The sequence below is a fragment of the Microbacterium sp. NPDC080005 genome (assembly GCF_040702445.1).
Lineage (GTDB): Bacteria > Actinomycetota > Actinomycetes > Actinomycetales > Microbacteriaceae > Microbacterium > Microbacterium oleivorans_D.
This window is the reverse complement of sequence record NZ_JBFBLD010000001.1, coordinates 464,965-490,939: the sequence shown is the minus strand read 5'-3', so window position 1 is coordinate 490,939 and position 25,975 is coordinate 464,965. Positions and strand designations below refer to the sequence as shown.

The window sequence follows — 25,975 nt, the reverse complement described above, 5'->3', positions numbered from 1 at the left end:
ATGACCGGATGCCGACTCCCTCCGCTGCCGTCGCCGCCGGACGCCCACGCGACCCGGACGTCGACCGCAGCATCCTCACGGCGACGCAAGACCTCCTGATCGAGGAGGGCTACGCCGGCACGACGATCGCCGCAGTCGCAGCGCGTGCGCACTGCGGCAAGTCGGCCATCTACCGGCGGTGGGCCACGAAGGCCGAACTGGTCGTCGCTGCGGTGCTGGCCACGCAGGTCTCACCCTCGCTCCCCGACACCGGCGACCTCCGGGAGGATCTCCTCGCCTCGGCGATGCACTACAGCGACTCGGGTGACCGGGCCGGATCGGTGCTCGCGAGCGTCCTGAGCGAGATGGGCCGCGACCGGGAGCTGTACGACGCTGCCTACGAGAAGATCGGCGCTCCCCCGACCGAGACGCTCATCGCCGTGGTGGAGCGCTGGCGCGATCGGGGCAGGGTGCCCAGGGAGACGAAGGTTCGCCTGATCGCCTCGGTCATCCCGACCGCGGCCTTTGGCAGCGTCGTGCTGCGGCGCCGCGCTCTGACCGCAGCGCAGATCACCGAGCTCGTCGACGACATCATTCTTCCCGCGCTGACAGCCCGCGCGTCGTGACCACCGCAGGGCGGATGTGTCGGCGATAGTGGCATCGACGACGCATCACGTCCGTCGCTCGAGGGGGAGAAATGAAGAACACCGCCATCGCCCTGTCTGCTGCCTGCGCAGCCACGCTCGTGCTCGCCGGCTGCACGCCGCAAGCGGGACCGGCGCCCACCACGACGGTCACTGTCACCGAAACGGTCACCGCGTCGCCGACACCCGCAGCGAGCCCGGCGCCCGACGCGGGCGCCGTCGCCGACGACGCATACGCCGCGCCGACGACGAGCAGCGCAGATGCCATCACCGAATGCGTGGCCGCGCACGACCGCGCAGACGTCGACTCCACCCTGACCGGCGAGACATACGCGTTCCTCACCCGGGGCGGTGCGTGGTGGGTCGTGATGGAGGGCGAGAACGAGAACGGTCCGCTGTACGGCGACTGCACGGTGCGCGGTGACGACCAGGAAGTCGGCTACGGCGAATCGGTTGTGGACGCCTTCACCCCCGACCTCGTCGACACCGTCGTCAACGAGAAGGGTGGGCTCTGACAGAAGAAAAGACCCCCGCGAACGGGGGCCTTTCGTGGTGGACCTGAGGGGATTCGAACCCCTGACCTCTTCATTGCGAACGAAGCGCGCTACCAACTGCGCCACAGGCCCGGAAGCCTCAACATTACCACGACCGACAGGGCCGCTCGAACGCGAGGCGGGCTCTCACTGCCCCGATGCGCGGCGTGCGAGCAGCTCCCGCACATGTGCCTCGATGCGCTCATCGTCGGCGGGTCCGGCGTAGGCGACCTCTGCCGCACGGGTACGGCGGGCGGTGTCGATGGACGGCGGCGCGGCCTGCGCCGCGCGCTCGCGCAGAGCCTCTTCGACGGCCGCGTGACGCAGCGCTTCGCGCGCCTCGGATGCGTCGAGCACGGCGGCCGCGCGTGAGCCGGCGGATGCCGTGAGCGGACGCGGCAGCGTGCGGGGGGTCCATTCCGCGCGATCCGACTCGAGAGCGACGTCCTGCACGGATCCCGCCTCGCGCACGACGGCAGCGGGTACCACGCGGGATGCCGCTCGTCGCGCGACGGTGTTCATGCGGACGAGGACGAGGAGGCTCGCGACGACCGTCGTGACAGCGACGGCGAGCACGGTCCAGCCGGCGCCGATCGCGCCGAGGTAGCCGCCGACACCGGCGACGACGACAGCCGCAGCGCCCGCGATTGAGGCGGTCAGTCGCACCCGCCGACGGGCGCGGGCACGACGGGCGGCGGGCAGGGCACGGGCGGCGGCGGCCTCCGCGACGGCACGCTCCCGAGCGATCGCGGCATCCGCTCGCGCCTTCTCGCGGGCAGCTCCCGCGTCGGCGATCGCGCGACGCCGCTCGGCCTTGGCGAGCTCACGGTCGAGGGCGGCCTGCGCCTTGGCCGCGGCGAGCTCGGCGCGCGCGGCTTCGAGGCCGACGCTCTCCTGCTCGGCCTGGACGCGACGGGCCAGGCGCTGCTGCGCGAGGGCGGTGCGGGCGTTCAGCTCGAGACGGACCTCGCCGGGTGTCTCGCTCGTCTCGGCGAGCACCCGGAGGGCCTGGTTCAGGCGCACGGCGTTGCGCTCAGCCGCCTGATACTGATGACGGCCGTGCCACGACGGCAGGAGGTACACCAGCCACAAGAGGACAGCGACGAGGACGATCACCCCGCCACCCATCACCTGCTCACCCATGCCGCTCACCGTATGTCGCCGGAGCGCCACGACCCGGCATCCGCTGGGCGTGTCTGAACTTCTGGTTGAGGGTTAACGGTCGGAGGGAGGGATGGATGCCGCGTCCTGCGGCGCCCGCCCGGCCAACCACCGGTTCAGGACCCCCTCGCGGACCTCCTCGCGCACGAGCGCGAACGCGTAGTGGTCCCGCCAGTCGCCGTCGATATGGATGTAGCGGCGCCGCAGCCCCTCGTAGCGGAAGCCCAGCTTCTGCACGACCCGAAGGCTCTTCGTGTTCTCGGGCCTGATGCAGATCTCCATCCGATGCAGACGCAGGTCCTCGAAGCAGACGTCCGTTGCGAGCGCAACCGAGGTCGGCGTGATTCCCTTCCCGGCGAAGCGCTCGCTCACCCAATACCCGATCGTCGCCGAAGACAGCGACCCGCGGGCGATGCCCCAGACGTTCAGCTGGCCGGCGATCTCGCCGTCGTACTCCATGACGAAAGGCACACCGATGCCGTCGCGATACTGCTGCAGCAACCGGCGCACCCCGCTGCGCATGTCGAGGGAGATCGGGCCGTCCGGGCTCGTGGCCTCCCACTGCCTGAGCCACGACCGGTTCTGCACCAGTTCGGTCTGCAGGGTCTTCGCGTCACGCGGGCGCACGAGCCGGATCGATATCGGGCCGTGCGCGCGCACGACCGGGCCGTCCATGCCCATCAGTGACGCGTCGGGTTCACAGACCCGATGCGAAGTCCTTGATCCAGGGCCGGAGCTCGGCGCCCAGGTCCTCGCGATCGACCGCGAGCTGCACGATCGCCTTGATGTAGTCGGCGCGGTCACCCGTGTCGTACCGCCGACCGCGGAAGACGACGCCGAGGACGCCCTCAGTCGAGGCGAGCTCCTCGAGCGCGTCGGTCAGCTGGATCTCGCCACCCTTGCCCGGCTCGGTGCGCTCGAGCACTTCGAAGACGCCGGGCGTCAGGACGTAGCGACCGATGATGGCGTAGTTGGAGGGTGCGTCCTCCTTCTTCGGCTTCTCGACCAGGCCCGTGACCTTGACGACGTCGGGCTCCCCGGTCTCCTCGACGGCGGCCGCGCCGTACATGTGGATCTGGTCGGGCGAGACCTCCATGAGCGCGATGACGGTCAGGCCGGTCTTCTTGTTCTGCTCGAGCATCTTCTCGAGGAGCACGTCGCGCGCATCGATGAGGTCGTCGCCGAGCAGCACGGCGAAGGTGCTGTCGCCGACGTGCGAGCGGGCACGCAGCACCGCGTGACCGAGGCCCTTCGGCTCGCCCTGACGGACGAAGTGGATGTCGGCCATGACCGACGAGTCCTGCACCCGCTTGAGCTTCTCGTGGTCGCCCTTCTTGGAGAGGTTGGATTCGAGCTCGGGGACGGAGTCGAAGTGATTCGAGATGTTGTTCTTGTTGCGCCCGAGGATGATGAGCACATCGTCGATCCCGGCGGAGACGGCCTCTTCGACCACGTACTGGATCGCGGGCTTGTCGACGACCGGCAGCATCTCCTTCGGCATGGCTTTCGTGGCGGGCAGGAAGCGGGTGCCCAGGCCCGCGGCAGGGATGACGGCTTTGATGCGCTCGGAAGACATGACCCTCACCATACAGATCACTCGTGTCCTGTCTACGACACGGCGGGACGGTGGGCGTGTCCCTTTAGAATCGGACCATGACCGGCCCCGTGGACACCGAGAAGCGTGCCCTGCGCGCCGAACTCCGCGAACGCCGACAGCAGCGCTCGGCCGCCGCTCTCGATGAGGCCGCCGCAGGCATCCGGGCGCAGCTCGACGCTCTGGTCGCCGAACACGGCGTCCGGTCGATGTCCTGCTTCCTCTCGACCACCACGGAGCCCGGCACGCGCGAGTTCATCGCCGCTGCCGTGGGCCGCGGCATCCGCGTCCTCCTGCCCGTGACCCGGGCGGACGGCCTGCTCGACTGGACCGTCGCCGAGCACGAGGGCGACATCGCCGAGGGGATGTTCGGTCTGCCCGAACCCGTGGGCGAACTGCTCAGCCCCGTCGCCGTCAACGACGTCGACCTGCTCGTCATCCCCGCTGCCGCCGTCGACCGGAGCGGGATGCGGCTGGGCTGGGGTCGCGGCTACTTCGACAAGACCATCGGGTCGATGGAGAAGTGCCCGCCGGTCTATGCCGTCATCTTCGACTCCGAGCTGGTCGACGAGGTCCCCCGCGAGCTCCACGACCAGCCCGTCTCGGGCGTCGTCACCCCCACCCGCACCGTCCGTCTCCCCCTCCGCTGAACCACCGAGGTCTCATGCCCACCTACGCCTATGCCTGCACCGCGTGCGGACACCGCTTCGACGCCGTCCAGTCGTTCTCCGACGCCGCCCTCACCGAATGCCCCGAGTGCGGCGGGCTCGTCCGCAAGCAGTACGGCTCGATCGGCGTCACCTTCAACGGCTCGGGCTTCTACCGCACCGATTCGCGCAGCACCAGCTCCCCCGCGTCCTCTGGCGAGGGCTCGGGTTCTTCGACATCATCGAAGAAATCCGAAGCATCCGCTTCGCCCGCTCCCGCGGGTTCGTAGCCCGGCTCCGTGCCGGCGGAGGGAGGACAGCCATGATCCAGGGCTTCAAAGACTTCATCATGCGCGGCAACGTCATCGAGTTGGCGGTCGCTGTCGTCATAGGCACGGCGTTCACTGCTCTCGTGACGGCCATCGTCAACAGCATCATCAACCCGCTGATCGAGCTCTTCTACAAGCCGGACCCGAACTCCGACAAGGTGGGGCCCAGCTTCACCGGTCTTCACGGCGATCCGGTCGTCTTCCCGCTCGGTGGCCTGCTCACCGCCATCATCAGCTTCTTCGCCGTGGCGATCGTCGTCTACCTGGTGTTCGTCGTCCCGATGAACAAGTGGAAGGAGCGTCAGGCCGCCAAGGCCGGCGTGGTCGAGGAAGAGGCGAAGCTCCCGACCGAGGCCGAGCTGCTCGTCCAGATCCGCGACCTGCTCGAGCAGCAGCGCGGAACGGGAGCACCCACGCGGGTGAGCGAACCGCCGTCGCCGTCGATCTGACGCGTCAGTAGTGCGGCGGGACATCGTCCCGCATGCGCGCATCGTTCGGGCCGGATGCCGGGGGTTCACCCGCGTCCGGCCCGTTCTTCGTCTCGGGGCTCGGGTCCGTCCCCGGCGCAGGCGTCAGCTTGGCGCGACGCGACCCCGGGACCCGTTCGACGCGCTGGCGATCAGTCGACATCGATCGGCTGGGTGGATCCGGGCGCCGAGGGCGTCTCAGGCTGGACCCCGATGACCCCCGCGATGCGAAGGGCGACAGCGGCCGGGTCGTTGTACACGTCGAACGCGTGGACTCGCACGTAGTGCCATCCCAGGCGGCGCAGCAGCTGAGGGCGCCGCCGGAGGGTCTCGCGCAGGCTGTCGTGGGTCGTCTCAGGATCGATGTCGGCGACGACGGCCTTGCCCTTGAACTGCGCCACGAGCGGCAACTGTCCGCCGCGATAGTGCACATCGACCGAGACGCCCAAGCTCCGCAGGTGCTGGGCGAGCGTCAGGGTGAGCGGATCCGCCAGGTCCTCGAGTCGTGCATCTCGCCCGCGGGCGGCGATCCGACCGAGGATCGCCATGAGGGTGGCGGCGCCGAACGTGAGACGTCCTTCGTCGAAGGCCGAGGGACGGATCGACGAGACGATCACCATCGAACGGCGTGCGCGCGTCATGCCGACCGTCAGCAGTCGTTCGCCGTCGGGGGTCGACAGGTCGCCGAAATCGCTGAGGACACGGCCGTGCTTGGTCAGGCCGAACCCCAGCGAGAAGATGACACGGTCGCGGCTCTCGGCGACGGATTCCTCGAGGCCGAGCACCGCGAAGGGCTCGGCGGTCTCTCGCCCGACGAAGTCGGCGACGTCCGACCGGCCCGCGAAGGCGCTGGCGACGGCGGCGCGGACGCGCTCCGCGTGCCGCGCAGAGGCCGTCACCACCATGAGCGACTCGGCGGGACGGTTGATCGCGTGCTCGACGACGAGGGTCACGACGCGGGCGACCTCGGCGTCTGGACTCTCGACGGCGCCCGTGTCGGGGTCCGGCGCTCCAGTGCCGCCCTCGACGTAGTCGACGCTGAGGCTGCCGCGGCCGAGGTAGGAGCCCGCCCAGGGCAGTGAGCCGATCGCACCGCCGTAGAACGCGTCGTTGACGAGCTCGGCGAGGTCCTCCCCGCCGGCGCGGTAGCTGCGGGTGAGGGTCTCTACCGGGATCAGCTCGCGGAGCCGCTCGAACACGCTCGTCTCGTCGAACGGCACCTCCGGGGTGTCGAGGTCGTCGCCGCGTCCCGACCACAGCCGGAAGGGGGTCGGCCGCTGCGTCACCGGGTCACCGAAAACGACGACCTGGCGCGCACGGCGCAGCGCGGGGGTCGCTTCGGCGAGGCACAGAGCTGCGGCGTCGGCGATGATGACGACGTCGAACTCGGGGTGGTCCGGAACGTGCGGCACCTCGTACGGAGAGGCGAGCCACACGGGTGCCAGGACGCGCATGAGGGTGGGCGCGGAGGCGACCAGTTCCGATGCCGATGCCGTCCCGCCGCGCAGCGCGGCCTTCAGCGAGGCGGCCTCGCGCGGCTCGTCGACGATGGCGATCCGCCACCGCTTGGCCAGCTCGGAGGCCAGCAGCGGCCCGGATGACGAGGCGTGTGCTTCGTCGACGAGGCGGAAGTCGCGCTCGAGCCGATCGAGGACGGTCGTGTTCGCGCCGAGCAGAGCTCGGTCCGACCGCAGCATGGCTTCGAGCGCGGAGCGCCACCAGGCGTACTCGAACTCGGCGGCGACCTCGGACTCCGGCACGTGCCGCGTCGACAGCTCCATGAGGAGCGGCTCGAGACCCAGCTGGGCGAGCTCGCTGCGCAGTGCCGCCCGCTCGACGAGGTTGTCGAAGACGTCGGATGCCGCGGCGAGCCCGGCGAGCGTGCGGAGCAGCTCCGGGATCGGCAGGCCGGCCAACCCTTCCGAGCGCCCGAGTGCCCGGTCGAGGTCGGCGAGGTCGGCGTTCGCCCGCTGCCAGGCGGCCGCGACGTCGTCGAGGCCGATCGGGATCTCGGGGACGACCCCCGCGTCGACGAGCTGCTGCCACTGCGTGCGCTGGTTCTGCACCCGCAGCAGGGCTTCGTGCATGTCGGTGACGTGCATGCCGGGCCGCACGTACTCCTTCGACAGCCGACGCAGGCGGCGGCGGTTCGCCGTCGTCATCTGGGCGGAGTCACGACGCGACGAGTGCGCGGCGATCAGATCCGTGAGGGGGCGCTCGAACACGGTGGGGCTGAAGCGGTCGAGCGACGCGCGGATGCCCTGCAGCAGCTGCACGTACGAGCCCATCTCGGCGATCGTCGTGAACGGCCGCATCCGCGTCTGACCGATGAGTTCGTAGCCGCGCTCGAGGAGGGCGGGGACCTCGGCGCGGTGCAGGCGACCGGCGAGGGCGTGCGCGGCCCGCGCCTCGTCCGTCGTCGAGAACGCCACCCCGTACCAGGGCGAGTCGTCGGGCCCGATCCGGAACTCTCCGAGTCGAGCGGATGCCGCGAGGGCCTCTGCCGCCTCGACGCGTCGCGTCGCGAGACGCTGCACGGTCGCGAGGTCGAAGCGCGCGGTCGCGGTGGGCTGCGGCTCGTGCTCGGCGATGCGCGTCAGCTCGCGCAGTGCCTCGAGCGGCGAGACACCCACTGAGGCGTGGCGCTGCGTGAGCGCGGCGCGATAGTCGCGCAGCACGGTGCGCAGGCGCACGAGCGCGTCGTCCACTTCGGCGACCTTGGGCTGCTCCGCCTTCTCGTTGCGCGCGATCGCGCGGATGAGGTCGCGGTGCAACCGGGTGGGCGAGACGGCGAGGCCGGGCAGGCCGATCCCGGCGAGACGGTGACGCACGCCGTCGAGGGTCGACCGACGGGCGCTGACGACCAGCACGCGCTTGCCTGAGCGGACCAGCTCGCCGACCGCGTTGATGACGGTCTGGGTCCCGCCGGTTCCGGGAAGGGTGTGGACGGCGAGCGACTGTCCCTCGGTGATGCGGGCGAGAACCGCCTCCTGCTCCGCATCCGCGTCGAGGATCAGCCGATCCGAGGCGGGCGTGCGATCGTCGGGGCTGACCGCGTCGGGCTGGGGACGGACGAACGAGAGACGCTCGCGATCTGCCGGGTGGCCGGCGAGCGCGTTGAGGACGGGGTGGTCGAGGTCGACGGCATCCCGTTCCATGTCGGAGGCGACGTCGGCGAACGTCGAGACCACCAGACGCGGCTGCACGGTGAAGGTGGGCACGTGCGCGGTCAGGGCACGCAGTCGGTCGATGACGGGCTGGGGCTGGAACACCCCGCCGTCGTAGGCGAGCGCGGCGAGCGCCTCGCCGTCCAGGTCGACGCCGAAGTGGATGCGCGCGGCCGTGACCAGCTCGCGGTTGACATGGAAGGGGCCGTGCAGTCTCAGATCGAAATCGGTGTGGTGCCGGCGGATCGTCAGCGGACGCAGCAGCACGGGAGCGGTGCAGCTCACGCCGCCGATCCGCCAGGAGGCCATGCCGATCGCGAGGTGCACCGTGTCGAGCCCGCGCGCGGTGCGCAGTTCGACGTCCTTGGACGTGATGCGCTCAGCGGCCAGACGCGCCGTCCGGAGGGCCACCTCGTCTCGGAACATGTTCGACAGCAGTGTCGGGCGCCCCGTGATGAACTGCGGGAGGCTGCCGGGATGCGCCTTGGTGATGTCGATGCCGGCATCGCCGTCGTCACGGTAGTGCAGCAGCGTCGAGGGACCACCCAGCTGGGCGGCCTCCTCGCGCAGTCGTTTGCGCTCCGGGACCGCGGCGTGCATGACGAGCACCTCGGGGTCGGACAGGGTCACGTCCGCCGGGGTCACCGCGGGCATCTGCTCGGCACTCTCGCCGCGCACAGCACCGCTCTCTGCTCGCCACACACCGAAAACACTAGGCGCGTCAGGCTGGGAAAGCGGGATCGACGGCCGAGTTTCGCGGATCGGTGGCCGCGCGGGCGGACTTTCCTCCACAACCGGGGCGGGATGCCGCCTGTCACCGCCCGCACCCTCCCCCGCTCTCGACACGCGGACCCGACAGCCATGATGTGGTCATGACGATCGCAACCTACTCGGTGCACCGGACACCGATCGGCGAGGCCCTCCTGGTGACGACCGAGGCGGGCCTGGTCGCGTTGTCGGTCCTCGACGGCCCGGCCTACGCGGAGGTCTCGCGGCTCAGCATGCTGCTGCACGCCGTGCCGACCCCCGACGACGGTCCGTCCTCGAGGGCGGCGGAAGAGCTCGACGAGTACTTCGCCGGCACTCGACGGGCGTTCACGGTGCCGCTCGATTGGCGCCTGACCGGCGGGTTCACCCGACGGGCCCTCGAGGCCATCGTCGAGGTCCCGTACGGCGAGACGGCCTCGTACGCCGAGATCGCCGTGGTCGCGGGGTCGCCGCGGGCGCACCGCGCGGTGGGGACCGCGTGCGCCCGTACGCCCTGGTCGATCGTGCTGCCTGCCCACCGGGTGATCCGCAGCGACGGGTCGCTCGGCGAATACGGCGGCCGGCCGGAGCACAAGCGGTTCCTCCTCGACCTCGAGGAGCGGGTCGCCGGTTCGACGGGCCGCACATGACGGAGGCGGGCAGGGACGTGTAGGCCGTCCCTGCCCGCCTCGCCGCGGCGTGCGCGCTTAGTGGTCGACCGCCTTCTCGGCGCCGTAGCCGGTGAGCGAGCGGACCTCCATCTCCGCCGCCTTCGTCGCGTCCTCCGCCTTGCGGGAAGTGACGGACCCGATCCAGCCGAGCAGGAAGCCCACCGGGATCGAGATGATGCCCGGGTTGTTGAGCGGCCAGATCGCCGTCCCGACGTTCTTGAACACACTCGTCTCGGTGCCCCAGAACACCGGCGACAGGACGATGAGCACGATGGCGGTCGCGAGGCCGCCGTACATGCTCCACACGGCGCCGCGCGTCGTGAACTTGCGCCAGAACAGGGAGTACAGGATCGTCGGCAGGTTCGCCGAGGCCGCGACGGCGAAGGCCAACGCCACGAGGAACGCGACGTTCTGTCCCTGCACGCCGATCCCGCCGAGGATCGCCAGCACGCCGATCACGATCACCGTGCGACGGGCCACCTTCACCTCGCCGTCCGGCGGGACGTTCCCCTTCTTCACGACGTTCGCGTAGATGTCGTGCGCGAAGGACGCGGCCGCGGTGATCGTGAGTCCTGCGACGACGGCGAGGATCGTGGCGAACGCGACAGCCGAGATGAAGCCGAGCAGGACCGGCCCGCCGAGCGCCGCCGCGAGCAGCGGTGCCGCCGAGTTGACGCCACCGGGTGCCGCCTTGATCGTCTCGGATCCGACGATGGCGCCGGCGCCGTAGCCGAGGACCAGCGTCAGCAGGTAGAAGAGTCCGATCAGCCAGATCGCCCAGACCACCGAACGACGCGCCTCCTTGGCCGTCGGGACGGTGTAGAACCGCATCAGGACGTGAGGCAGACCCGCAGTGCCGAGCACGAGCGCGATCGCGAGGGAGATGAAGTCCCACGGATTGGCCCCGTACTGCAGGCCGGGACCGAGGATCGCGTCCTGCGGATCGGTCGTCGACTTCTGCACGGCCGCCTCGAGGAGCGTGTCGAGGCTGAACCCGTTGATCGCGAGGACCCAGATCGTCATGACGATGGCGCCGCCGATGAGGAGGAACGCCTTGACGATCTGCACCCACGTCGTGCCCTTCATGCCACCGATGAGGACGTAGACGATCATCAGCACGCCGACGACGGCGACGACGATCGACTGACCGATCTGCTCCGTGATTCCCAGCAGCAGCGAGACGAGCCCGCCGGCGCCTGCCATCTGGGCGAGGAGGTAGAAGAAGCACACGGCGAGCGTCGTGATCGCGGCGGCGAGCCGCACCGGGCGCTGCTTCAGACGGAACGACAGCACGTCGGCCATCGTGAACTTGCCGGTGTTGCGCATGAGTTCGGCGACCAGGAGCAGGGCGACGAGCCACGCGACGAGGAAGCCGATCGAGTAGAGGAATCCGTCGTACCCGTTGATGGCGATGGCGCCGACGATGCCCAGGAAGGATGCCGCCGACAGGTAGTCGCCGGCGATGGCGAATCCGTTCTGGGGGCCGGTGAAGGAGCGGCCGGCCGCGTAGTAGTCGGCGGCCGTCTTGTTGTTGCGGCTCGCGCGGATGACGATGAACAGGGTCACCGCGACGAACGCGCCGAAGATCGAGATGTTGAGGACGGGGTTGTTCTCGGCCGCTCCGGTGGGTGCCGCGGCGAGGAGGATCGGGCTCATCGGGCTTCCTGCCTCTCGAGGTCGGCGCGGATCTCGGAGGAGATCGGGTCGAGCCGGCGGTTCGCGAACGCGACGTAGCCCATCGTGATCGCGAACGTGGTGACGAACTGACCGAGACCCAGGAGCAGGCCGATGGTGATGTGGCCGAACACCTCCTGCGCCATGAAGTCCGGGGCGAACGACGAGAGCAGGACGTAGACGAAGTACCAGAGGAGGAACAGCACGGCCAGCGGGAAGACCACGCTGCGGTGCTTCTTCTTCAGCTCGACGAACCGCGGCGATCGTTCGACCGCGACGTAGTCGATGGCACTCCCCTCCACGCCTCTGTGGGGTGACTGGGACGACATGTGGCCTCCTTGCCTCATGGGGTGAGCGACGGTGCTCGCACGGGCCGTTCCTGAGAATCAGCCGCGTGGTAGGTTCGACCGTACGAAGGCGGCAGAGGTGCCGTCACCCCCGGAAGTAGGTACGCGTGGGATCGTCGGTCGAGAGCGACGCGGACACGCGGCTCGTCTCCCGAGCCGTGTCCGATCTGGCCCGTCAGACGCGCTTCCCCGTCGTCTTCGGCGGTCTCGAACGCGGCGGCGCTGTCCACGTGACGGCGATCTCGGGGGCGCGCACGCGCAGCATCGAGGGGCTCGTCGTCGAAGCGGGCCGAGGGCTGGGCGGGGCCGCCATGATCGAGAAGCGTCCGCGTCTCGCGCTCGACTATCGGACGGCGCGGACGATCACCCACGATTACGACCGCGCCATCCTCGGAGAGGGCATCTCCACCCTCCTGGCCGTTCCGGTGGTCGTCACCGGGCGTCCCCGCGGCATCGTCTACTGCGGATCGTGGACGCCCGGCCCCGTCGGCGATCTCGTCAGCCGACCCGCCTTCCGCGCCGCCGACATGCTCGCCACCGAGCTGCGGGTCCGTGAAGAGGTCGACCGGCGCGTCGCTGCCCTTCAGCCCGCCGAGCCCGCTCTCCCCGCCTCCGCCCAGGAGGACCTGCGGGAGAGCTACGCCGAGTTGCGGAGCATCGCGGCATCCGTCACCGATCCGGATCTCCGGCAGCGGATCGCGGCGGTCGAGCGACGTCTGGCCGGGATGTCGCGGCCCGCACCCGCCGAGGCGGCACTGGATGTGACGCTCTCCCCTCGCGAGCTCGACGTGCTGGCCTGCTGCGCCCTCGGCGCCACGAACGCCGAGATCGCCGCGTCGCTGTCGCTGCGCGAGGGGACGGTCAAGTCGTACCTGCAGGCGGCGATGGCGAAGCTGGATGCCTCGACCCGGCACGCCGCGGTCGCCAAGGCGCGCCGTGCCGGCCTTCTGCCGTAGCGGGCACCCGCGCCACTAGGGTGAGCGCATGGCTCGCAAAATCGTGCATCAGCTCGTCGACGACCTGGACGGCACCGTCCTCGAGGTCGGCGACGGGGAGACCGTCCTCTTCTCGCTCGACGGCACCGCCTACGAGATCGACCTCACCCACGACAATGCCACCGCCCTGCGCGACGTGCTCGCTCCCTACATCGACGCAGCGCGCCGTGTCTCGTCGCGCGCGACGACCGCCCGCACGACGACCTCGTCGAACGGCGGCGGTCGCCAGCAGAAGCGGGCCGGCCAGCGCGACTACGCGCCCATCCGCGAGTGGGCGGCCAAGAACGGCTACCAGGTGTCCGAGCGCGGACGCGTCCCGGCCCAGGTGCTCGACGCGTACGACGCCGCGCACTGACCGCGGCGAGCCCTCTCAGCCGAGGATGAGGCTCACGGCGATCACCAGCATGACGACGGCGATGCCGCCGTCGAGGATCCGCCATGCACGTGCGGTTCGCAGGAGCGGCGCGAGGTAGCGCGCTCCATAACCGAAGAGCACGAACCAGAGCGTGCTCCCCGCGATGCCGCCTGCGAGGAAGTACCACCGCGCATCGCCGTGGGTGGCCGCCACGGACCCGAGCACGACAGTGGTCTCGACGATGGCGTGAGGGTTGAGCCAGGTCACGGCGAGGATCGTGAGGAGCGTCGCCGTGCGGGTCGCCGCCCGAGGGCGCACGAGGACCGCACCCGGAGCCGCGGCATCCGTCGGGGCCTCCGGCTCCGCGGCTTCGAGGCTTCCGCCGCCGCGCCATGCGCGACGCGCGCTCACGACGGCGAACCCGACGATGAACGCCGCGCCCGCCCATCGGGCGATGGTCTCGAGCCAGGGGTGCGCGGTGACGAGGGTCGCGACGCCGGCGACGCCCAGGGTCTGCAGGATCGCGTCGCTCACGACGCAGACCAGGACGACGATCCCCACGTGCTCGCGCCGCAGCCCCTGCCGCAGCACGATCGCGTTCTGGGCGCCGATGGAGACGATGAGACCGAGGCAGAGGCCGAGGCCGGAGAGCAGAGCGACGAATTCGGGGGTCACAGCTCTCACGGTAGGTGTGGAAGGCGCATGCAGTACAGCGAAGGATTCTGCACGATGTGAAGTAAAGCTTCATTAGGCTCGCGGGCATGGACATCCCGCTCGAGCACCTGCGCACGCTGGCCGCCGCCGTCGACGCAGGCACCCTTGACCGTGCGGCGGCTCGACTCGGCATCACCCCCAGCGCGGTGAGTCAGCGGATCCGTGTGATCGAGCAGCGCGTCGGGCGTGTGGTGCTACGACGGACCAAGCCGGTGACGGCCACCGAGGCGGGCGAACCGCTGGTGCGGCTCGCCCGCCAGCTGGACCTCCTGGAGCACGATGCCCGCGCTGCCCTCGGCGACGAGACCGGGACGCCGCTCGTGCCGCTCGCCGTCAATGCCGATTCGTTGATCACGTGGTTCCTTCCGGCGCTGACGGCGGTCACCGCGGAGCACGCCGTCACATTCGAGCTCCACCGCGAGGACCAGGAACGGACGGCGCAGCTCCTCGCGGCGGGGACGGTGATGGCGGCGGTCACCTCGCAGCGCGAACCCGTCGCCGGATGCGTCGCCTCACCGCTCGGCCGGATGCGCTACACCGCCGTGGCGACGCGCGACTTCGCCGATCGCTGGTTCCCCGACGGCCTCGGCCGCACTGCGCTCGAGACGGCGCCCAGAGTGGACTTCGACCGCCACGACACGCTGCAGGGCGCGTTCGCGCGCCGGCACGGCGCACGACGCGACGCGCCCCGGCACATCATCAGTGCGTCGGCCGAGTTCGCGCACGCGATCACGATCGGGCTCGGGTGGGGAATGCTGCTCCCGGGCCAGTTCGAGGCCGGCGTGGCTGATGGGACCCTCGTCGTCCTCGCCGATGACACGATCGAGGTTCCGCTGTTCTGGCAGCGGTGGAACCTCGCCTCCCGGTTGCTCGACACCGTCACATCCGCTGTCCGAGAAGCGGCCGAGCGGTCGCCGGCGATCGCGTAGCGCGCGGGTCGCGCGTCGTCAATCCCCTCTGCCCGCCCCTGCTCCCGGTCCATGGTGGTCACCTGGGATCTTTGTCGACTGGGCGAGCGGGATGAGGTGCGGAACATGTACGTGGATTCGGAGACGCTGCGTGCATTGCCGACTCGTCGGCCCGCCGACGCCCCGCCGCGCGCATCGCGCATCCAATGGGACCTGATCGCGGAAGACCGCTACGAGGTCCGGATCGCGGGTGAGGTGGCGGGTTTCATCGACGTCGTCGGAGCGGTGTTCGTGGTCCTCAGCGGTCCGCGGTACGACCGTGCCGAGGAGGTCGCTCAGACCCTGGTCTGGTCCACGGCGACGACCGCGCTCGATCAGCACCGCGCCCGCGGCTGATCACTCTCGCACCCGCTCCGCAGCCGATCTCGCCTTTCTCGCCGCCTCGCGCGCGCGTCGGCGTTGCTCCGTGAGGTCGGTGTGAGCGTCGCGGGCCCGCGCGATGTCGTCCTCGAGCCGAGCCCGCTCGCGATCGAGTTCGGCGAGACGATCCTCGAGCGACGCCGTGCGCTCCTGCGCCTTCCGCCAGTCCTCCTCGACACGGGCGAGGTCGCGCTCGGCGCTCTCGGCGTGGCGACGAGCCTCGGCTGCCGCGCGAGCGGCATCACGCGCGGCGCGGCGCTCGGCGAGCTCATCGTTCGGCTCCGGCCGGGCTGTTCCGACCTCGAACGGGCCCGAGACCGCGTCGGTGAGGTCGGGCGCGTCCATTCCCGTGGCCTCGATGGGGCGCAGCAGCCGCCCACTCGAGACGGCGGCCGCGGCATCCGGATCCCGCAGCGCGGCGTCGAGGGTCTGCTCCACCGCGATGCGGACGGCGCCGCCCACCTCCACACCGCGCTCGCCCGCACGCTTCACGGCGCGGTCGACGAGGTCGCGGAGGATGCTGCGACGACGGCGGCTGAGATCGGTGAGAGCGCGGGCGTCGCCGGCATCCACTGCCTCCCGGAACTCGTCTGCGAGGTCGGCGGCCGGGGTGAGCGCGTCGGCGTCATCGGACGCGAGCAGGTTGACGACCCAGGCGGCGAGGACGGGCTTCCGGAGCTTCTTGATCGCCGTCGCGAGAGCCTTGTCGGAAGCCTCCGCCGCGGCCGCGGTGCGCAACGCGACGAAATCACCGGCGGGAGCCACGCTCAGCCGCGCGGCGATCTCGATCAGCCGCGTGTCGTCCGTCTCGCCGGTCATCTGCCCATCCTCCCCCACGTCGGGCGCGACGGAATCGGCAGGATTCTGCCGCTGGGCGGCAGGTGTCGGCCCGCGACGAGCTCGTCGCCCGTCCTATCGTCGGGAGATGCTGGAGATGCGCCCGACCTGCGAATCCTGTGCGTGCGATCTGCCGCCGGGGGGTGAGGCGTACATCTGCTCGTACGAGTGCACGTGGTGCGCCGAATGCCGCGATGGATTCCCCGGACACGTCTGCCCGAACTGCGGCGGCGACCTGCAGCGGCGGCCGACACGGGTGGTCCGCCCCGCCGACGGGTGATTGACTGCCGGGCATGACGTTCGCCGTGATCTCCGTCCATTCACCCAAGCCGGAACACCGCGACGCGGTGATCGACTCGATGCGCCGTTACAGCCGGGTCGCCCGTGAGCAGCCCGGGCTCGAGTGGACGGGTGTGGTCGACGACGAGGGCGGCCGCCTCGTCGGGATCGCGCTGTGGGAATCCGCGGAGTCCGCGGCTGCCGCGCGTCCCGCGCTCATGGCCGAGGTGGGCGACGATCCGTTCACGACGTGGGACGAGCGTCCGATCGAGAGCTTCCGCGGGCCCGCTCGCTGGCTTACAGCCCGTCCGCGACGGCGGCGGCGGCGCGCATCCAGGCGTCCTTCGTGCGGGACTGCAGGGCGTCGTAGCGGATCCGCCCCGCCTTGAGGGCATCGTCGAAGGGAATGATCTCGACGGCGCGCACGTGCCCCTCGAACCCGGCAGCGATGCGCTGCGCGGCACCGATGCCGGCGCGTTCGGATTGACCGACCACGACGACGGCACCGTCGGCGAGACGTCGGGAGTGCTCATCCCGCTTGCGCAGCGCGTCGAGAAGGAGCGCCGCCGACTCCGCCGACTCAGGGGCAGCCAGCGTCGGGACGACCAGCTGGTGCGCGGAGTCGATCATGCGCAGCCAGCGGTCGGCGGACTCGTCATTGCCGGAGTCGAAGATGACCATGCGGTAGTACCGCGCCGCGACCTGTGCGAGCAGATCGAAGTCGGCGGTCGTGATGCGCTGGTCGGCGGCCAGCAGCTCGGGGTTCGACCGCAGCACGTCGTAGCGGTCGACGGACTGGTGGTGGACGAATCGTGCGATGTCGGAGACGGATGCCGTCGCCTCGAGCAGCCGCGTTGCTTCGGGGAGCAGGTCGCGGATCGTCGTGTCGTAGTCGCCCTGCTCGGTGCGCCACCCGAGGGTGCCACGGGTGTCGTTGTTGTCCCAGGCGAGGACGTTGCCTCCGCCGTGGCGGGCGAACACCGCCGACAGGACGGCCGTCGTCATCGTCTTGCCGACGCCGCCCTTGCCGTTGGCGACGGCGATGGCGCGGCATCCGGCCCACTGGCGGGAGACCGTCCTCTCGCGCTCCGCGCGCTCGAGCTCGGCTTTGGAGGGAGGGATCTTGATGCCGAGCCGCACGAAGAAGGACCGCCAGCCGGTCACCTGTGCGGGGTGGTTCGTGGGCGGCTCGATGAACGACGGGCGAGCGCCGTCCGCGGCGGAACCCTCGAACGGCGTCTCCGGCGACGGGGCCGCCTCCGCGGTGGCGGGCTCGGATTCCGCCGCGGACTCGAGCTCGGGCTGGGAATCCGGCTCGGGCGTCTCGTCGGGCTCGGGCGTCGCGTCGGGCTCAGGTGCCGGCTCCGGCTCGGGTACCGCGTCATCCTCGGCATCGAAGGACTCGCGGGCGACGTCGACGGGACCGGTTTCCGTCGCAGGGGCGGCCGCGGGGATCTCGGTCACACGGGCGGGCGCCCACTCGGCGGGAGCCTCATCGTCGTCGAGGTCGTCGTCGTCGCCGCTGTCGAAGACCGGCGCGCGATCGTCGGTCTCGTCTCCGGGCGTCGGAGACGCGGGGAAGAACGCGGGGACCTCGTCGACGAGGCCGGGCTCACCGGCCGGCTCGACGACGGCGGCGTCCTGCTCGTCCTCTGCTCCCGCATCCTCCTCGTCGGCGGGGGCCGGGTCGGTGGTCCACCACGCCTGCTGTCTCAGCTCCGCGCGCGTGACCGTGCGGTCGTCGACCTCGACGTCGATATCGCCGGACGGATCGATGACGAGGAGGTGCTCACCGCGGTCGCCACTGGTGTGCAGCTCGACGGGGATGCCGGTGGCCGCGGCATCCGCTCTCACCCGATCGACGATGAGCCGCCGGACGCCGTCCGCGTCGACGGCGTCGAGCACCTGATCGACGCCGTCGAGCGTCGTGAACCGTGCCGACCCCCCGCTGACGTGCGCAAACGCACGTGCCGGTTCACTGCCAGTGCTCATGGGTTCCTCTCGCGGGGGACGGACGCGCTCCCACGCTATCGCGCCGCGCACGGAAATCCCCGGTGGACGGGAAGAGTCGCCGCCTCACCGGCCGTCGACGCCCCGATTGGCGGTGACCTTCTCGACCAGGACCTCGTTGCGGGAGCGAATCAGCCGCCGCAGGTAGGGCGTCAGCAGGAGCGGTTCGACGATCCGTCCGAGCAGCGGCGAGCACAGCGTCACCGTGTCGGTCATCAGGGTGAGGTCGCCGTCCCTCTCGAAGCGATGCTCGTGGCGGAAGGCGCGGAACGGCCCTCGCACCTGCTCGTCGACGAATCGCCGCGGGCGGTCGAGGGCGGTGATCTTCGAGGTCATGGTCCACATCACCCCGAAGTGACGCGCGCGCCAGGTGACCGTCTCCCCCAGCCCGATCGTGCCGCTGGTGACGCCGGCCACGGCGCGCTCGCCCGATCGACGCATCGAGTCCAGGTGCGCGTCGATCGACAGCGAGAGGTCGAACAGCGTCGCGGGGTCGCACGCGACGCGGGTCACCTCGGTGAAGGTGGTCCCGCCGCTGCCGGTCACGGCAGCAACCGCGACACGAGGACGTCGACAGCGTGGTCCACGCCGAGACCGTCGTCCAGCGGCTGGGTCAGCCGGTCGAAGACCAGACCGTCGACCGCGTAGTGGAACAGGGCGATCTCGAGGGCATCCCCGGGCAGACCCGCTGCGCGATTGAAGGCGACGTCGTTCTCGAAGCCCTGACGACGCCACTCGGCGAGTGCGCCCGCGACCTCGGGACGACGCGCGGCCTCCAGACGCAGTTCGAACAGGGCGAGTGCGACGTGCGGGTCGGCCATCAGGCGGCGGACGATGTCACGGATGTAGTCACCGAACACCTCGCGGCTGGGTTCCCGATCACGCAGAGGCGCCAAGGCGGTGGGGTCGGGCGCGAGGCGCTGTCCGATCCGTGCCACGAGGGCGGCGATGAGGTCGGCCCGCGTCGCGAAGTAGTTCGACGCCGTGCCCTGCGGAGTCCCGGCGGCCGCGTCGACGGCGCGATGGGTGAGCCCGCGTGCCCCCTCGACGGCGAGGACGCGGATCCCGGCGTCCGCGAGCGCGGCGCGTCGTTCGTCGTTGCGGGCCATGAGGCGACTGTAGCGCGATCACGACACATGTCGTACATTAACCACGACAAACGTCGTGAATGGAGCTGTGATGCGTGAACTCGTCTACTACGTCGCCGTCAGCCTGGACGGCTTCATCGCCGGACCTGACGGCGAGACGGATGCATTCCCGGTCGAGGGGGATCACATGCGCACCCTGCTCGATGAGTTCCCGGAGACCCTTCCCGTGCACGTCGCCGAGACCCTCGGCATCCCACTCGCCGCGGGACGATTCGATACCGTGATCATGGGGCGCAACACACTGGCTCCGGCTCTGGAGATCGGGGTGCCGAGCCCCTACCCGCATCTGCGGCAGGTCGTCGCGACTCACCGGCCGCACGGGCTCTCCGCCGAACTCGACGTCACCGATGAACCGCTGCGCACGGTGCGCGAGCTGAAGACCGAGCCGGGCGCGGACCTCTGGCTGTGCGGCGGTGGTCAGCTCGCGGGGTCATTGCTCCCCGAGATCGACCGCCTGATACTCAAGCGCAACCCCGTGACGTTCGGCTCCGGCCTCCCGCTCTTCGGCGGATCGGCCTACACGCCCCGGTCGTTCGACCTGGGCCGTGCGCGCGCGTTCGATTCCGGAGTGGTGATCGAGGAGTACGCGGCGGCGCGCTGATCGCCTACACGACGTACCGCGTGCTCGGCCGACCCGCCGTCGCGTAGTCCATCGTGCGGCGGGCAGCCCCCTCATCGGCGAGGTGCTCGAGGTAACGCCGGCAGCTCACACGTGACAGGCCGAGCTCGGCGGCGAGGTCGGCCGCCGTCCCCCCGCCGAGGCGCCGCAGCGCGTCGTGCACCAGGTCGAGCGTCTCGCGGGTGAGTCCCTTCGGCAGCGACCTGCGCGCGGACGGACGCATGACCGCGTCGATCCGCGTCTGATCGAGGGTGCCACCGGATGCCGCGGCCCCTCGTTCGGCGATGACGTCGTCGATCCGCTGGTGCAGGTCGTGCGCGGTGAACGGCTTCACGATGTAGTGGCGCACGCCCATGAGCCGCGCGTCGCGGACTGTCTCGACGTCGCGGGCAGCGGTCACGGCGACGACCTCGGGCTGGCGGACGGCGGCATCCGCTCGGACGGCACGCAGCACCTCGATGCCCGAGAAGCCTGGCAGGTGGACGTCGAGGAGCACCAGGTCGGGTTGGAGCGAGCGGATCGCCGCGACGGCATCGGGACCGGATGCCGCGGTGCCGATGAGCTCGCACTCCGGGTGGGCGGCGACGAATCGACCGTGGAGGTGCGCGACGGCAGGAGCGTCGTCGACGACCAGCACGCGGAGGCTCACGACACCCTCGCGGCGACGGGCAGCACGACGCGGAAGCAGGCGCCACCGAGTTCGGAGCGGCTGAGGACGACGTCGCCCGAGTGTCGGCGGGCGATGCGACGCACGAGTGCGAGCCCCACACCCCGGGTGCGGGCGCTCGGATCCTTCGTGCTGACACCCTCATCGAACACGCGGTCGGCGAGAGCCGGGTCGACGCCGGGCCCGCTGTCCTCGACGACGATGACGACTCCGTCGGCATCGGCGCGGACGGCGAGCGCCAGGGTGTCGCCCGCACGGCAGGCGTCGAACGCGTTGTCGACGAGGTTGCCGACGACGGTGACGAGATCGCCCGCGACGGCGGCGGGAACGGCACCCTCGGCATCGATCGAGAACGTGATGCCGAGCTCCCGCGATCGCGCGAGTTTCGCCGACAGAAGTGCGGCGAGCTCGGGACCGAGCTGCTCGCCGGCGGCACCGATGTCGAGCGAACCGCCCGGCTGCATCCGCGCGATGAAGTCGCGCGCGTCGTCCCAGGCGCCGAGTTCGAGGAGCCCCGACACCACGTGCATCGAGTTCGCGAACTCGTGCGCCTGCGCGCGCAGGCCGTCGGTGAGGGACTGCTGACCGTCCATCTCGCGGACCGCCTGGTGCAGCTCGGTGTGATCGCGCAGCAGCAGCGTGCCGCCGACGGGCCTGCCGTCGTCGTCGTGGAGACCGGTCGCACGCGCGATCAGCGGCCGCTCCCCCGCGAGCACGAGGCGCCCCTCGCGTTCGCCGTTGACGAGCACCTCGTGGATGGGCCCTTCGAGCACGTCCGAGGCCCGTTCTCCGACGAGCGGGCCCGCACCGAGCAAGCGCACCGCTGCGTCGTTGGCGCTCACGACGACGCCGTCGCGGTCGACACGCACGACGCCCTCCGACAGGCGGTGGAGCATCGTCTCGCGTTCTCCCACGAGCTCGGCGATCTGACCCGGCTCCAGCCCCAGGATCCGGCGACGGATGAGGGCTGCCACGCCGGCCGCGCCGAACACGCCGACGACGGCGGAGCCGCCGAGGGCGAGCAGCAGCCACGGCAGGCGGGACTGCACGTCGGCGGCGAGCTCGGACTCGAGCACACCGACCGACACCGATCCGATGATCTCCCCCGAGACGGCTCCGCCCGCGTACAGCGGCACCTTCACCCGGTAGGACTCGCCGAGCGTGCCGGTCTCGGTGCCCGACCACACCTGACCCGACAGTGGAGCGGACGGGTCCGTCGAGACCGCCTCGCCGATGCGGTCCTCGTTCGGATGCGAATAGCGGATGCCGGCCGCATCCGTCACGACGACGTAGGTGAGATCGGATGCCTCGCGGATCACTTCGGCGATCGGCTGGATCGTCGCGCTCGGGTCGGGGTCGTCGAACGCCTCGGCGATGGAGGGCAACCGGCTGATGGAGAGGGCGACCCCCACCATCCGCTCCCGGTAGGACTCTCGGATGGAGCGCTCCTGCAGGGAGATCGCGACGACCCCGGCGATCACGATGACGACGCAGACGATGAAGGCTTGCAGCAGCAGCAGCTGCCATCTCAGCGACATCGCTCGGGGCACGCGCTCATTCTCCCCCGCGGCGCCCGGGCATGCCCACCGCGAGCGGGACCAATACTTTCCGAACTCGCTCTTAGTTGCGCAAGCGCGACAGCCCTCGGCGCGGTCTCTAGCGTCTGTCCGAACGGACGTCGAGGCGAGGATGCCTCGGCGGAACTCGAAGAGGAGTCCCCCATGCGCAAGTCCCTCGCGATCGTCGCCCTCGCCGGTGTCGCCGCCCTCGCCCTCTCGGGCTGCAACCCCCGCGGCGCCGCCGTGGGCGGCGGCGGCACGGAATCCGAAGCGGCTGCGGCCCAGGTCGACGACGTCAGCATCATCGTCCCCGCCGACCCGGGCGGCGGCTGGGACCAGACCGGTCGCGCCGTCTCCGCGGTGCTCACCGACGAGGACCTCGTCGGGACGGCCGCCGTTACCAACATCGGCGGCGCGGGCGGCACGGTCGGTCTCGCGAGCCTCGCCAACGAGAAGGATCCGTACACGCTCATGGTGACGGGCCTCGTGATGGTCGGCGCCGTGGAGACGAACGCCGCGGAGAACCGGATGGAGGACACGACCCCGATCGCTCGCCTCACCGAGGAGCCGCTCGTGGTGGTCGTCCCGGCCGACAGCGAGTACCAGACCCTGCAGGATCTCGTCGACGCCGTGGTCGCGGACGGGCAGTCCGTCACCATCACGGGCGGCTCCGCGGGCGGCGCGGACCACATCCTCGCTGGGCTCCTGCTCGAAGAGGCAGGCCTCGACGGCGCCGGCATCACCGAGAAGCTCAACTACATCCCGAACGCCGGTGGTGGCGAGGCGGTCTCGCTCCTGCTCGGCAACAACGCCGCCGCCGGCATCTCGGGTGTCGGCGAGTTCGCGGAGTACGTCGAGTCCGGCGACCTCCGCGCCCTCGCCGTCTCGAGCGAGGAGCCGGCGCAGCTGCTGCCGGAGACGCCGACGATGATCGACGAGGGCTTCGACATCACCTACACGAACTGGCGCGGCCTGCTCGCCCCGGGCGGGATCAGCGACGCGGATGCCGAGGGCCTGGTGAACCTCGTCACCGAGATGCACGAGTCGGCCGCCTGGCAGGAGGCGCTCGAGACCAACGGCTGGACAGACGCCTTCCTCACCGGCGACGAGTTCACGACCTTCGTCGACGACAACATCACCGAAGTCACGGGGACGCTGAAGAACATCGGTCTCGTGTCATGAGCGAGAGCACTCTGGACCGGGGCGCGCAGGAGACCGCGCGCCCCGGCTGGGGGGCGGACCGCATCGGCAACCTGATCTTCGCCGCCGTGATCGTCGCCTTGGGGGTCTTCGCCCTGGTCGGCGCATTCTCCATCCGTGTGCCGGCCGGCGGGGTGATCGGCCCCCAGGTGTTCCCGTTCCTGGTCTCGGCGATCCTCCTCGCCTCGGGTGCGTTCCTGGTCGTCGCCGCGATGCGCGGGAGGGTCGCCACCCCTGAGGACGGCGAGGACATCGACCCGGATGCGAAGACGGACTGGTGGACGATCCTCAAGCTCGTGGGGCTCGTCGTCGGCGTCATCGTCCTCCTCGAGATCCTGGGCTGGTGGATGGTCGCGGCGCTCCTCTTCGGCGGCGCCGCCTGGACCCTCGGCGCCAAGCGGCCGTGGGTCGCCTTCCTCGCCGGGCTCGTCCTGGGTATCGGCACCCAGCTGCTGTTCGGCGAGGGCCTCGGCCTGTCGCTGCCCCGCGGCATGGCCTTCGACTGGTGGTACGGCCCCGGTCCCCTGTTCGGCTGATCGGAAGAGATCATGGACGCTCTGAACTCCCTCATGGCGGGCTTCGCGACAGCGCTGCAGCCTGAGTACCTCCTCTTCGCCTTCATCGGCGTGATCGTCGGCACCGCCGTCGGTGTGCTCCCGGGCATCGGCCCGGCGATGACCGTCGCGCTGCTGCTGCCGCTGACCTACTCCCTCTCTCCGACGGCGGCGATCATCACGTTCGCCGGCATCTACTACGGCGGCATGTACGGCGGGTCGACCACCAGCATCCTGCTCAACACCCCCGGCGAATCGGCGTCGGTCATCACCGCCATCGAAGGCAACAAGATGGCCAAGCTCGGCCGGGGCGCCGCGGCACTCGCGACCGCGGCGATCGGCTCGTTCGTCGCCGGAACGATCGCGACGGCCCTACTGACGCTGTTCGCCCCGATCATCGCGCGCTTCGCGGTGAACCTGGCTCCGGCGGACTTCGTGGCGCTGATCGTCGTCGCCTTCATCACCGTCGGCGCTCTTCTCGGGTCCTCGCCCGCGCGGGGTCTCGCCTCGCTGGGCATCGGCCTGCTCATCGGGCTCATCGGCACCGAGGTCACGACCGGGCAGGCGCGGTACACGCTCGGCATCCTGGCTCTGTCGGACGGCATCAGCGTGGTGCTCGTCGCCGTCGGCCTCTTCGCGATCGGCGAGGCGTTCTACGTCGCGGCGCGGCTGCGGCACGGACCGATCCCCGTGATCCCGGTGACCCGCGGGTGGCGCAACTGGATGAGCCGCGAGGACTGGAAGCGCTCGTGGAAGCCGTGGCTGCGCGGCACGTTCATCGGCTTCCCGGTGGGGACGATCCCCGCCGGCGGCGCGGACGTCGCGACCTTCCTCTCGTACGCGAGCGAGAAGAGCCTCTCGAAGAACAAGAGCCAGTTCGGTCGCGGCGCGATCGAGGGCGTCGCCGGTCCCGAGGCCGCGAACAACGCGGCGGCGGCCGGCGTGCTCGTGCCGCTGCTGACGCTGGGCCTGCCCACGACGGCGACCGCCGCGATCATCATCACGGCGTTCCAGTCGTACGGCATCCAGCCCGGCCCGCAGCTGTTCCAGAACCAGGGCGACCTGGTGTGGGCGCTCATCGCGAGCCTCTACATCGGCAACGTGCTGCTGATCATCCTGAACCTGCCGCTCGCGGGCATCTGGGTGAAGCTGCTGCAGATCCCTCGGCCGTACCTGTACGCGGGCATCATCACCTTCGCGGTGCTCGGAGCGTACGCGGTCAGCTTCTCGACGCTCGACATCGCGATCCTCCTGATCGTGGGAGCGCTCGGGTATTTCATGCGCCGGTTCGGCTTCCCGATCGCGCCGCTGATCGTGGGCCTCATCCTGGGCCCCATGGGCGAGCAGCAGCTGCGCAAGGCGCTGCAGCTGAGCCAGGGCGACCTCGGTGACCTCGTGCTGCACCCCTTCGCCGCGGTCGCCTACTCGGTGCTCGCCGTGCTGCTCGTCGCGGGTCTGTGGCTCAAGCGGCGCCAGAGCCGCTACGAGCGCGCGCTCGAGGCGTCGCTCGCCGCCGAGGAGGGCCACCCGCAGGCGGCCGTGGACCGGATGTGGGATGCCGGTGACCGCCCGACCGACGTCCGCACCGACACGATCCGTGCCGAGCTCGCAGCGGCCGCCGCGAAGCGCGAGCGCCGGGGACGGCGGGGAACCGGCGACTCGGACGGCGGCGCCGGCTGAGTCGCGGCATCCGCTGACGCCCGCCCGATCCCCGTGGTCGGGCGGGCGTCGTCGTGCCGGGGCCACTACG

The 25,975-nt window shown here is 70.6% G+C and carries 30 protein-coding genes and 1 tRNA gene; 16 read left to right on the top strand and 15 right to left on the bottom strand.

Going from position 1 to position 25,975, the window contains the following annotated elements:
* Positions 1-8: 8 nt before the first annotated feature.
* The gene (locus tag AB0259_RS02380; protein WP_366220894.1) at positions 9-605 is read left to right on the top strand and encodes a TetR/AcrR family transcriptional regulator; all 597 of its coding nucleotides are present in this window, start codon (positions 9-11) and stop codon (positions 603-605) included.
* Positions 606-676: 71 nt separating this feature from the next.
* Positions 677-1,138, top strand: coding sequence for a hypothetical protein (locus AB0259_RS02375; RefSeq protein WP_366220895.1), 462 nt, complete (start codon positions 677-679; stop codon positions 1,136-1,138).
* Between the two features lie 35 nt (positions 1,139-1,173).
* Here AB0259_RS02375 and AB0259_RS02370 read toward each other — a convergent pair.
* The 4 genes from AB0259_RS02370 to galU form a co-directional block, all read right to left on the bottom strand.
* Positions 1,174-1,249 (bottom strand) — tRNA-Ala (locus tag AB0259_RS02370).
* 54 nt (positions 1,250-1,303) lie between these two features.
* Complete coding sequence (locus AB0259_RS02365) at positions 1,304-2,299, bottom strand: large exoprotein (protein ID WP_251579705.1); 996 nt, start codon at positions 2,297-2,299, stop codon at positions 1,304-1,306.
* Positions 2,300-2,371: 72 nt separating this feature from the next.
* The gene (locus AB0259_RS02360; protein ID WP_366221403.1) at positions 2,372-2,992 is read right to left on the bottom strand and encodes a GNAT family protein; all 621 of its coding nucleotides are present in this window, start codon (positions 2,990-2,992) and stop codon (positions 2,372-2,374) included.
* A gap of 22 nt (positions 2,993-3,014) precedes the next feature.
* Positions 3,015-3,893 carry a UTP--glucose-1-phosphate uridylyltransferase GalU gene (gene galU, locus AB0259_RS02355; protein WP_251579703.1) on the bottom strand — a complete coding sequence of 293 codons (879 nt, stop codon included), beginning with the start codon at positions 3,891-3,893 and terminating at the stop codon, positions 3,015-3,017.
* 77 nt (positions 3,894-3,970) lie between these two features.
* Between galU and AB0259_RS02350 the strand changes: the two genes are divergently transcribed.
* From AB0259_RS02350 to mscL, 3 genes are read left to right on the top strand one after another with little or no spacing between them, the layout of a single operon-like run.
* Positions 3,971-4,561: a 5-formyltetrahydrofolate cyclo-ligase gene (locus AB0259_RS02350; RefSeq protein WP_366220897.1), complete on the top strand. Its 591-nt coding sequence runs from the start codon at positions 3,971-3,973 to the stop codon at positions 4,559-4,561.
* Positions 4,562-4,575: 14 nt separating this feature from the next.
* The gene (locus AB0259_RS02345; RefSeq protein ID WP_251579687.1) at positions 4,576-4,848 is read left to right on the top strand and encodes an FmdB family zinc ribbon protein; all 273 of its coding nucleotides are present in this window, start codon (positions 4,576-4,578) and stop codon (positions 4,846-4,848) included.
* Between the two features lie 32 nt (positions 4,849-4,880).
* The gene (gene mscL, locus AB0259_RS02340) at positions 4,881-5,336 is read left to right on the top strand and encodes a large conductance mechanosensitive channel protein MscL (protein ID WP_251579685.1); all 456 of its coding nucleotides are present in this window, start codon (positions 4,881-4,883) and stop codon (positions 5,334-5,336) included.
* Between the two features lie 4 nt (positions 5,337-5,340).
* On the opposite strand, the gene AB0259_RS02335 is transcribed toward mscL, so the two are convergent.
* Positions 5,341-5,517, bottom strand: coding sequence for a hypothetical protein (locus AB0259_RS02335; RefSeq protein ID WP_251579677.1), 177 nt, complete (start codon positions 5,515-5,517; stop codon positions 5,341-5,343).
* Positions 5,507-9,199 carry an AAA family ATPase gene (locus AB0259_RS02330; RefSeq protein ID WP_366220899.1) on the bottom strand — a complete coding sequence of 1,231 codons (3,693 nt, stop codon included), beginning with the start codon at positions 9,197-9,199 and terminating at the stop codon, positions 5,507-5,509. The genes AB0259_RS02335 and AB0259_RS02330 overlap by 11 nt, the downstream gene beginning before the upstream one ends.
* Positions 9,200-9,393: 194 nt before the next feature.
* Here AB0259_RS02330 and AB0259_RS02325 point away from each other — a divergent pair, with 194 nt between their 5' ends.
* Entirely contained in the window at positions 9,394-9,918 is a 525-nt protein-coding gene (locus AB0259_RS02325) for a methylated-DNA--[protein]-cysteine S-methyltransferase (protein ID WP_366220901.1), read from the top strand.
* A 57-nt stretch (positions 9,919-9,975) separates the two neighbouring features.
* Here the strand turns inward: AB0259_RS02325 and AB0259_RS02320 are convergent, their stop codons facing one another.
* Both AB0259_RS02320 and AB0259_RS02315 read right to left on the bottom strand, forming a co-directional pair.
* Positions 9,976-11,595, bottom strand: coding sequence for a sodium/solute symporter (locus tag AB0259_RS02320; protein WP_366220903.1), 1,620 nt, complete (start codon positions 11,593-11,595; stop codon positions 9,976-9,978).
* On the bottom strand, positions 11,592-11,942 hold the full coding sequence (locus tag AB0259_RS02315; RefSeq protein WP_251579669.1) for a DUF485 domain-containing protein: 351 nt from the start codon (positions 11,940-11,942) through the stop codon (positions 11,592-11,594). Before AB0259_RS02315 ends, AB0259_RS02320 begins: the two co-directional genes overlap by 4 nt.
* A gap of 125 nt (positions 11,943-12,067) precedes the next feature.
* Between AB0259_RS02315 and AB0259_RS02310 the strand changes: the two genes are divergently transcribed.
* Both AB0259_RS02310 and AB0259_RS02305 read left to right on the top strand, forming a co-directional pair.
* Positions 12,068-12,916, top strand: a complete 849-nt coding sequence (locus AB0259_RS02310; protein ID WP_366220905.1) for a LuxR C-terminal-related transcriptional regulator — start codon at positions 12,068-12,070, stop codon at positions 12,914-12,916.
* A 28-nt stretch (positions 12,917-12,944) separates the two neighbouring features.
* Positions 12,945-13,310 carry an Lsr2 family protein gene (locus AB0259_RS02305; protein ID WP_251579665.1) on the top strand — a complete coding sequence of 122 codons (366 nt, stop codon included), beginning with the start codon at positions 12,945-12,947 and terminating at the stop codon, positions 13,308-13,310.
* Between the two features lie 15 nt (positions 13,311-13,325).
* Here the strand turns inward: AB0259_RS02305 and AB0259_RS02300 are convergent, their stop codons facing one another.
* On the bottom strand, positions 13,326-13,994 hold the full coding sequence (locus AB0259_RS02300; protein ID WP_366220907.1) for a LysE/ArgO family amino acid transporter: 669 nt from the start codon (positions 13,992-13,994) through the stop codon (positions 13,326-13,328).
* Positions 13,995-14,071: 77 nt separating this feature from the next.
* Between AB0259_RS02300 and AB0259_RS02295 the strand changes: the two genes are divergently transcribed.
* Together AB0259_RS02295 and AB0259_RS02290 are read left to right on the top strand one after the other, a co-directional pair.
* Complete coding sequence (locus AB0259_RS02295; protein WP_366220908.1) at positions 14,072-14,953, top strand: LysR family transcriptional regulator ArgP; 882 nt, start codon at positions 14,072-14,074, stop codon at positions 14,951-14,953.
* 105 nt (positions 14,954-15,058) lie between these two features.
* Complete coding sequence (locus AB0259_RS02290; protein WP_366220910.1) at positions 15,059-15,328, top strand: hypothetical protein; 270 nt, start codon at positions 15,059-15,061, stop codon at positions 15,326-15,328.
* On the opposite strand, the gene AB0259_RS02285 is transcribed toward AB0259_RS02290, so the two are convergent.
* Positions 15,329-16,171 (bottom strand): hypothetical protein, encoded by an 843-nt coding sequence (locus AB0259_RS02285; protein ID WP_366220911.1) that lies wholly within the window; start codon positions 16,169-16,171, stop codon positions 15,329-15,331. It abuts the gene before it with no gap.
* A 106-nt stretch (positions 16,172-16,277) separates the two neighbouring features.
* On the opposite strand from AB0259_RS02285, the gene AB0259_RS02280 reads away from it, so the two are divergent.
* Both AB0259_RS02280 and AB0259_RS02275 read left to right on the top strand, forming a co-directional pair.
* A complete protein-coding gene (locus AB0259_RS02280) occupies positions 16,278-16,469 on the top strand; it encodes a DUF1272 domain-containing protein (protein ID WP_366235757.1) in 192 nt (63 codons plus the stop codon).
* Between the two features lie 13 nt (positions 16,470-16,482).
* Positions 16,483-16,857 carry an antibiotic biosynthesis monooxygenase gene (locus tag AB0259_RS02275; RefSeq protein WP_366220913.1) on the top strand — a complete coding sequence of 125 codons (375 nt, stop codon included), beginning with the start codon at positions 16,483-16,485 and terminating at the stop codon, positions 16,855-16,857.
* On the opposite strand, the gene AB0259_RS02270 is transcribed toward AB0259_RS02275, so the two are convergent.
* The 3 genes from AB0259_RS02270 to AB0259_RS02260 all read right to left on the bottom strand — a co-directional run bounded on the left by AB0259_RS02270 (position 16,766) and on the right by AB0259_RS02260 (position 19,587).
* Positions 16,766-18,460, bottom strand: coding sequence for an AAA family ATPase (locus tag AB0259_RS02270; RefSeq protein ID WP_366220915.1), 1,695 nt, complete (start codon positions 18,458-18,460; stop codon positions 16,766-16,768). The two genes, AB0259_RS02275 and AB0259_RS02270, sit on opposite strands and share 92 nt — an antisense overlap.
* A gap of 84 nt (positions 18,461-18,544) precedes the next feature.
* The gene (locus tag AB0259_RS02265) at positions 18,545-19,024 is read right to left on the bottom strand and encodes an SRPBCC family protein (protein WP_366220917.1); all 480 of its coding nucleotides are present in this window, start codon (positions 19,022-19,024) and stop codon (positions 18,545-18,547) included.
* The gene (locus AB0259_RS02260; RefSeq protein WP_366220918.1) at positions 19,021-19,587 is read right to left on the bottom strand and encodes a TetR/AcrR family transcriptional regulator; all 567 of its coding nucleotides are present in this window, start codon (positions 19,585-19,587) and stop codon (positions 19,021-19,023) included. The genes AB0259_RS02265 and AB0259_RS02260 overlap by 4 nt, the downstream gene beginning before the upstream one ends.
* Before the next feature lie 70 nt (positions 19,588-19,657).
* On the opposite strand from AB0259_RS02260, the gene AB0259_RS02255 reads away from it, so the two are divergent.
* A complete protein-coding gene (locus AB0259_RS02255; protein ID WP_251579646.1) occupies positions 19,658-20,227 on the top strand; it encodes a dihydrofolate reductase family protein in 570 nt (189 codons plus the stop codon).
* A gap of 4 nt (positions 20,228-20,231) precedes the next feature.
* Here AB0259_RS02255 and AB0259_RS02250 read toward each other — a convergent pair whose 3' ends face one another.
* Both AB0259_RS02250 and AB0259_RS02245 read right to left on the bottom strand, forming a co-directional pair.
* Entirely contained in the window at positions 20,232-20,894 is a 663-nt protein-coding gene (locus AB0259_RS02250; protein ID WP_366220920.1) for a response regulator, read from the bottom strand.
* A complete protein-coding gene (locus AB0259_RS02245) occupies positions 20,891-22,462 on the bottom strand; it encodes an ATP-binding protein (RefSeq protein WP_366220921.1) in 1,572 nt (523 codons plus the stop codon). The genes AB0259_RS02250 and AB0259_RS02245 overlap by 4 nt, the downstream gene beginning before the upstream one ends.
* A gap of 171 nt (positions 22,463-22,633) precedes the next feature.
* Between AB0259_RS02245 and AB0259_RS02240 the strand changes: the two genes are divergently transcribed.
* The 3 genes from AB0259_RS02240 to AB0259_RS02230 are packed head-to-tail and all read left to right on the top strand — an operon-like array spanning position 22,634 to position 25,905.
* Positions 22,634-23,653 carry a tripartite tricarboxylate transporter substrate binding protein gene (locus tag AB0259_RS02240; RefSeq protein WP_366220923.1) on the top strand — a complete coding sequence of 340 codons (1,020 nt, stop codon included), beginning with the start codon at positions 22,634-22,636 and terminating at the stop codon, positions 23,651-23,653.
* A complete protein-coding gene (locus AB0259_RS02235; RefSeq protein WP_251579637.1) occupies positions 23,650-24,207 on the top strand; it encodes a tripartite tricarboxylate transporter TctB family protein in 558 nt (185 codons plus the stop codon). Before AB0259_RS02240 ends, AB0259_RS02235 begins: the two co-directional genes overlap by 4 nt.
* A gap of 12 nt (positions 24,208-24,219) precedes the next feature.
* Entirely contained in the window at positions 24,220-25,905 is a 1,686-nt protein-coding gene (locus tag AB0259_RS02230) for a tripartite tricarboxylate transporter permease (RefSeq protein ID WP_366220924.1), read from the top strand.
* Positions 25,906-25,975: the final 70 nt, after the last annotated feature.

Bases quoted from the DNA above. Each gene is read 5' to 3' on its own strand.
- AB0259_RS02230 (WP_366220924.1), top strand. From the start codon at position 24,220: ATGGACGCTCTGAACTCCCTCATGGCGGGCTTCGCGACAGCGCTGCAG.
- galU (WP_251579703.1), bottom strand. From the start codon at position 3,893: ATGTCTTCCGAGCGCATCAAAGCCGTCATCCCTGCCGCGGGCCTGGGC.
- AB0259_RS02360 (WP_366221403.1), bottom strand. From the start codon at position 2,992: ATGGACGGCCCGGTCGTGCGCGCGCACGGCCCGATATCGATCCGGCTC.
- mscL (WP_251579685.1), top strand. From the start codon at position 4,881: ATGATCCAGGGCTTCAAAGACTTCATCATGCGCGGCAACGTCATCGAG.
- AB0259_RS02345 (WP_251579687.1), top strand. From the start codon at position 4,576: ATGCCCACCTACGCCTATGCCTGCACCGCGTGCGGACACCGCTTCGAC.
- AB0259_RS02325 (WP_366220901.1), top strand. From the start codon at position 9,394: ATGACGATCGCAACCTACTCGGTGCACCGGACACCGATCGGCGAGGCC.
- AB0259_RS02240 (WP_366220923.1), top strand. From the start codon at position 22,634: ATGCGCAAGTCCCTCGCGATCGTCGCCCTCGCCGGTGTCGCCGCCCTC.
- AB0259_RS02380 (WP_366220894.1), top strand. From the start codon at position 9: ATGCCGACTCCCTCCGCTGCCGTCGCCGCCGGACGCCCACGCGACCCG.
- AB0259_RS02315 (WP_251579669.1), bottom strand. From the start codon at position 11,942: ATGTCGTCCCAGTCACCCCACAGAGGCGTGGAGGGGAGTGCCATCGAC.
- AB0259_RS02235 (WP_251579637.1), top strand. From the start codon at position 23,650: ATGAGCGAGAGCACTCTGGACCGGGGCGCGCAGGAGACCGCGCGCCCC.
- AB0259_RS02295 (WP_366220908.1), top strand. From the start codon at position 14,072: ATGGACATCCCGCTCGAGCACCTGCGCACGCTGGCCGCCGCCGTCGAC.
- AB0259_RS02275 (WP_366220913.1), top strand. From the start codon at position 16,483: ATGACGTTCGCCGTGATCTCCGTCCATTCACCCAAGCCGGAACACCGC.
- AB0259_RS02280 (WP_366235757.1), top strand. From the start codon at position 16,278: ATGCTGGAGATGCGCCCGACCTGCGAATCCTGTGCGTGCGATCTGCCG.
- AB0259_RS02255 (WP_251579646.1), top strand. From the start codon at position 19,658: ATGCGTGAACTCGTCTACTACGTCGCCGTCAGCCTGGACGGCTTCATC.
- AB0259_RS02365 (WP_251579705.1), bottom strand. From the start codon at position 2,299: ATGGGTGAGCAGGTGATGGGTGGCGGGGTGATCGTCCTCGTCGCTGTC.
- AB0259_RS02285 (WP_366220911.1), bottom strand. From the start codon at position 16,171: ATGACCGGCGAGACGGACGACACGCGGCTGATCGAGATCGCCGCGCGG.
- AB0259_RS02290 (WP_366220910.1), top strand. From the start codon at position 15,059: ATGTACGTGGATTCGGAGACGCTGCGTGCATTGCCGACTCGTCGGCCC.
- AB0259_RS02260 (WP_366220918.1), bottom strand. From the start codon at position 19,587: ATGGCCCGCAACGACGAACGACGCGCCGCGCTCGCGGACGCCGGGATC.
- AB0259_RS02320 (WP_366220903.1), bottom strand. From the start codon at position 11,595: ATGAGCCCGATCCTCCTCGCCGCGGCACCCACCGGAGCGGCCGAGAAC.
- AB0259_RS02305 (WP_251579665.1), top strand. From the start codon at position 12,945: ATGGCTCGCAAAATCGTGCATCAGCTCGTCGACGACCTGGACGGCACC.
- AB0259_RS02335 (WP_251579677.1), bottom strand. From the start codon at position 5,517: ATGTCGACTGATCGCCAGCGCGTCGAACGGGTCCCGGGGTCGCGTCGC.
- AB0259_RS02270 (WP_366220915.1), bottom strand. From the start codon at position 18,460: ATGAGCACTGGCAGTGAACCGGCACGTGCGTTTGCGCACGTCAGCGGG.
- AB0259_RS02375 (WP_366220895.1), top strand. From the start codon at position 677: ATGAAGAACACCGCCATCGCCCTGTCTGCTGCCTGCGCAGCCACGCTC.
- AB0259_RS02350 (WP_366220897.1), top strand. From the start codon at position 3,971: ATGACCGGCCCCGTGGACACCGAGAAGCGTGCCCTGCGCGCCGAACTC.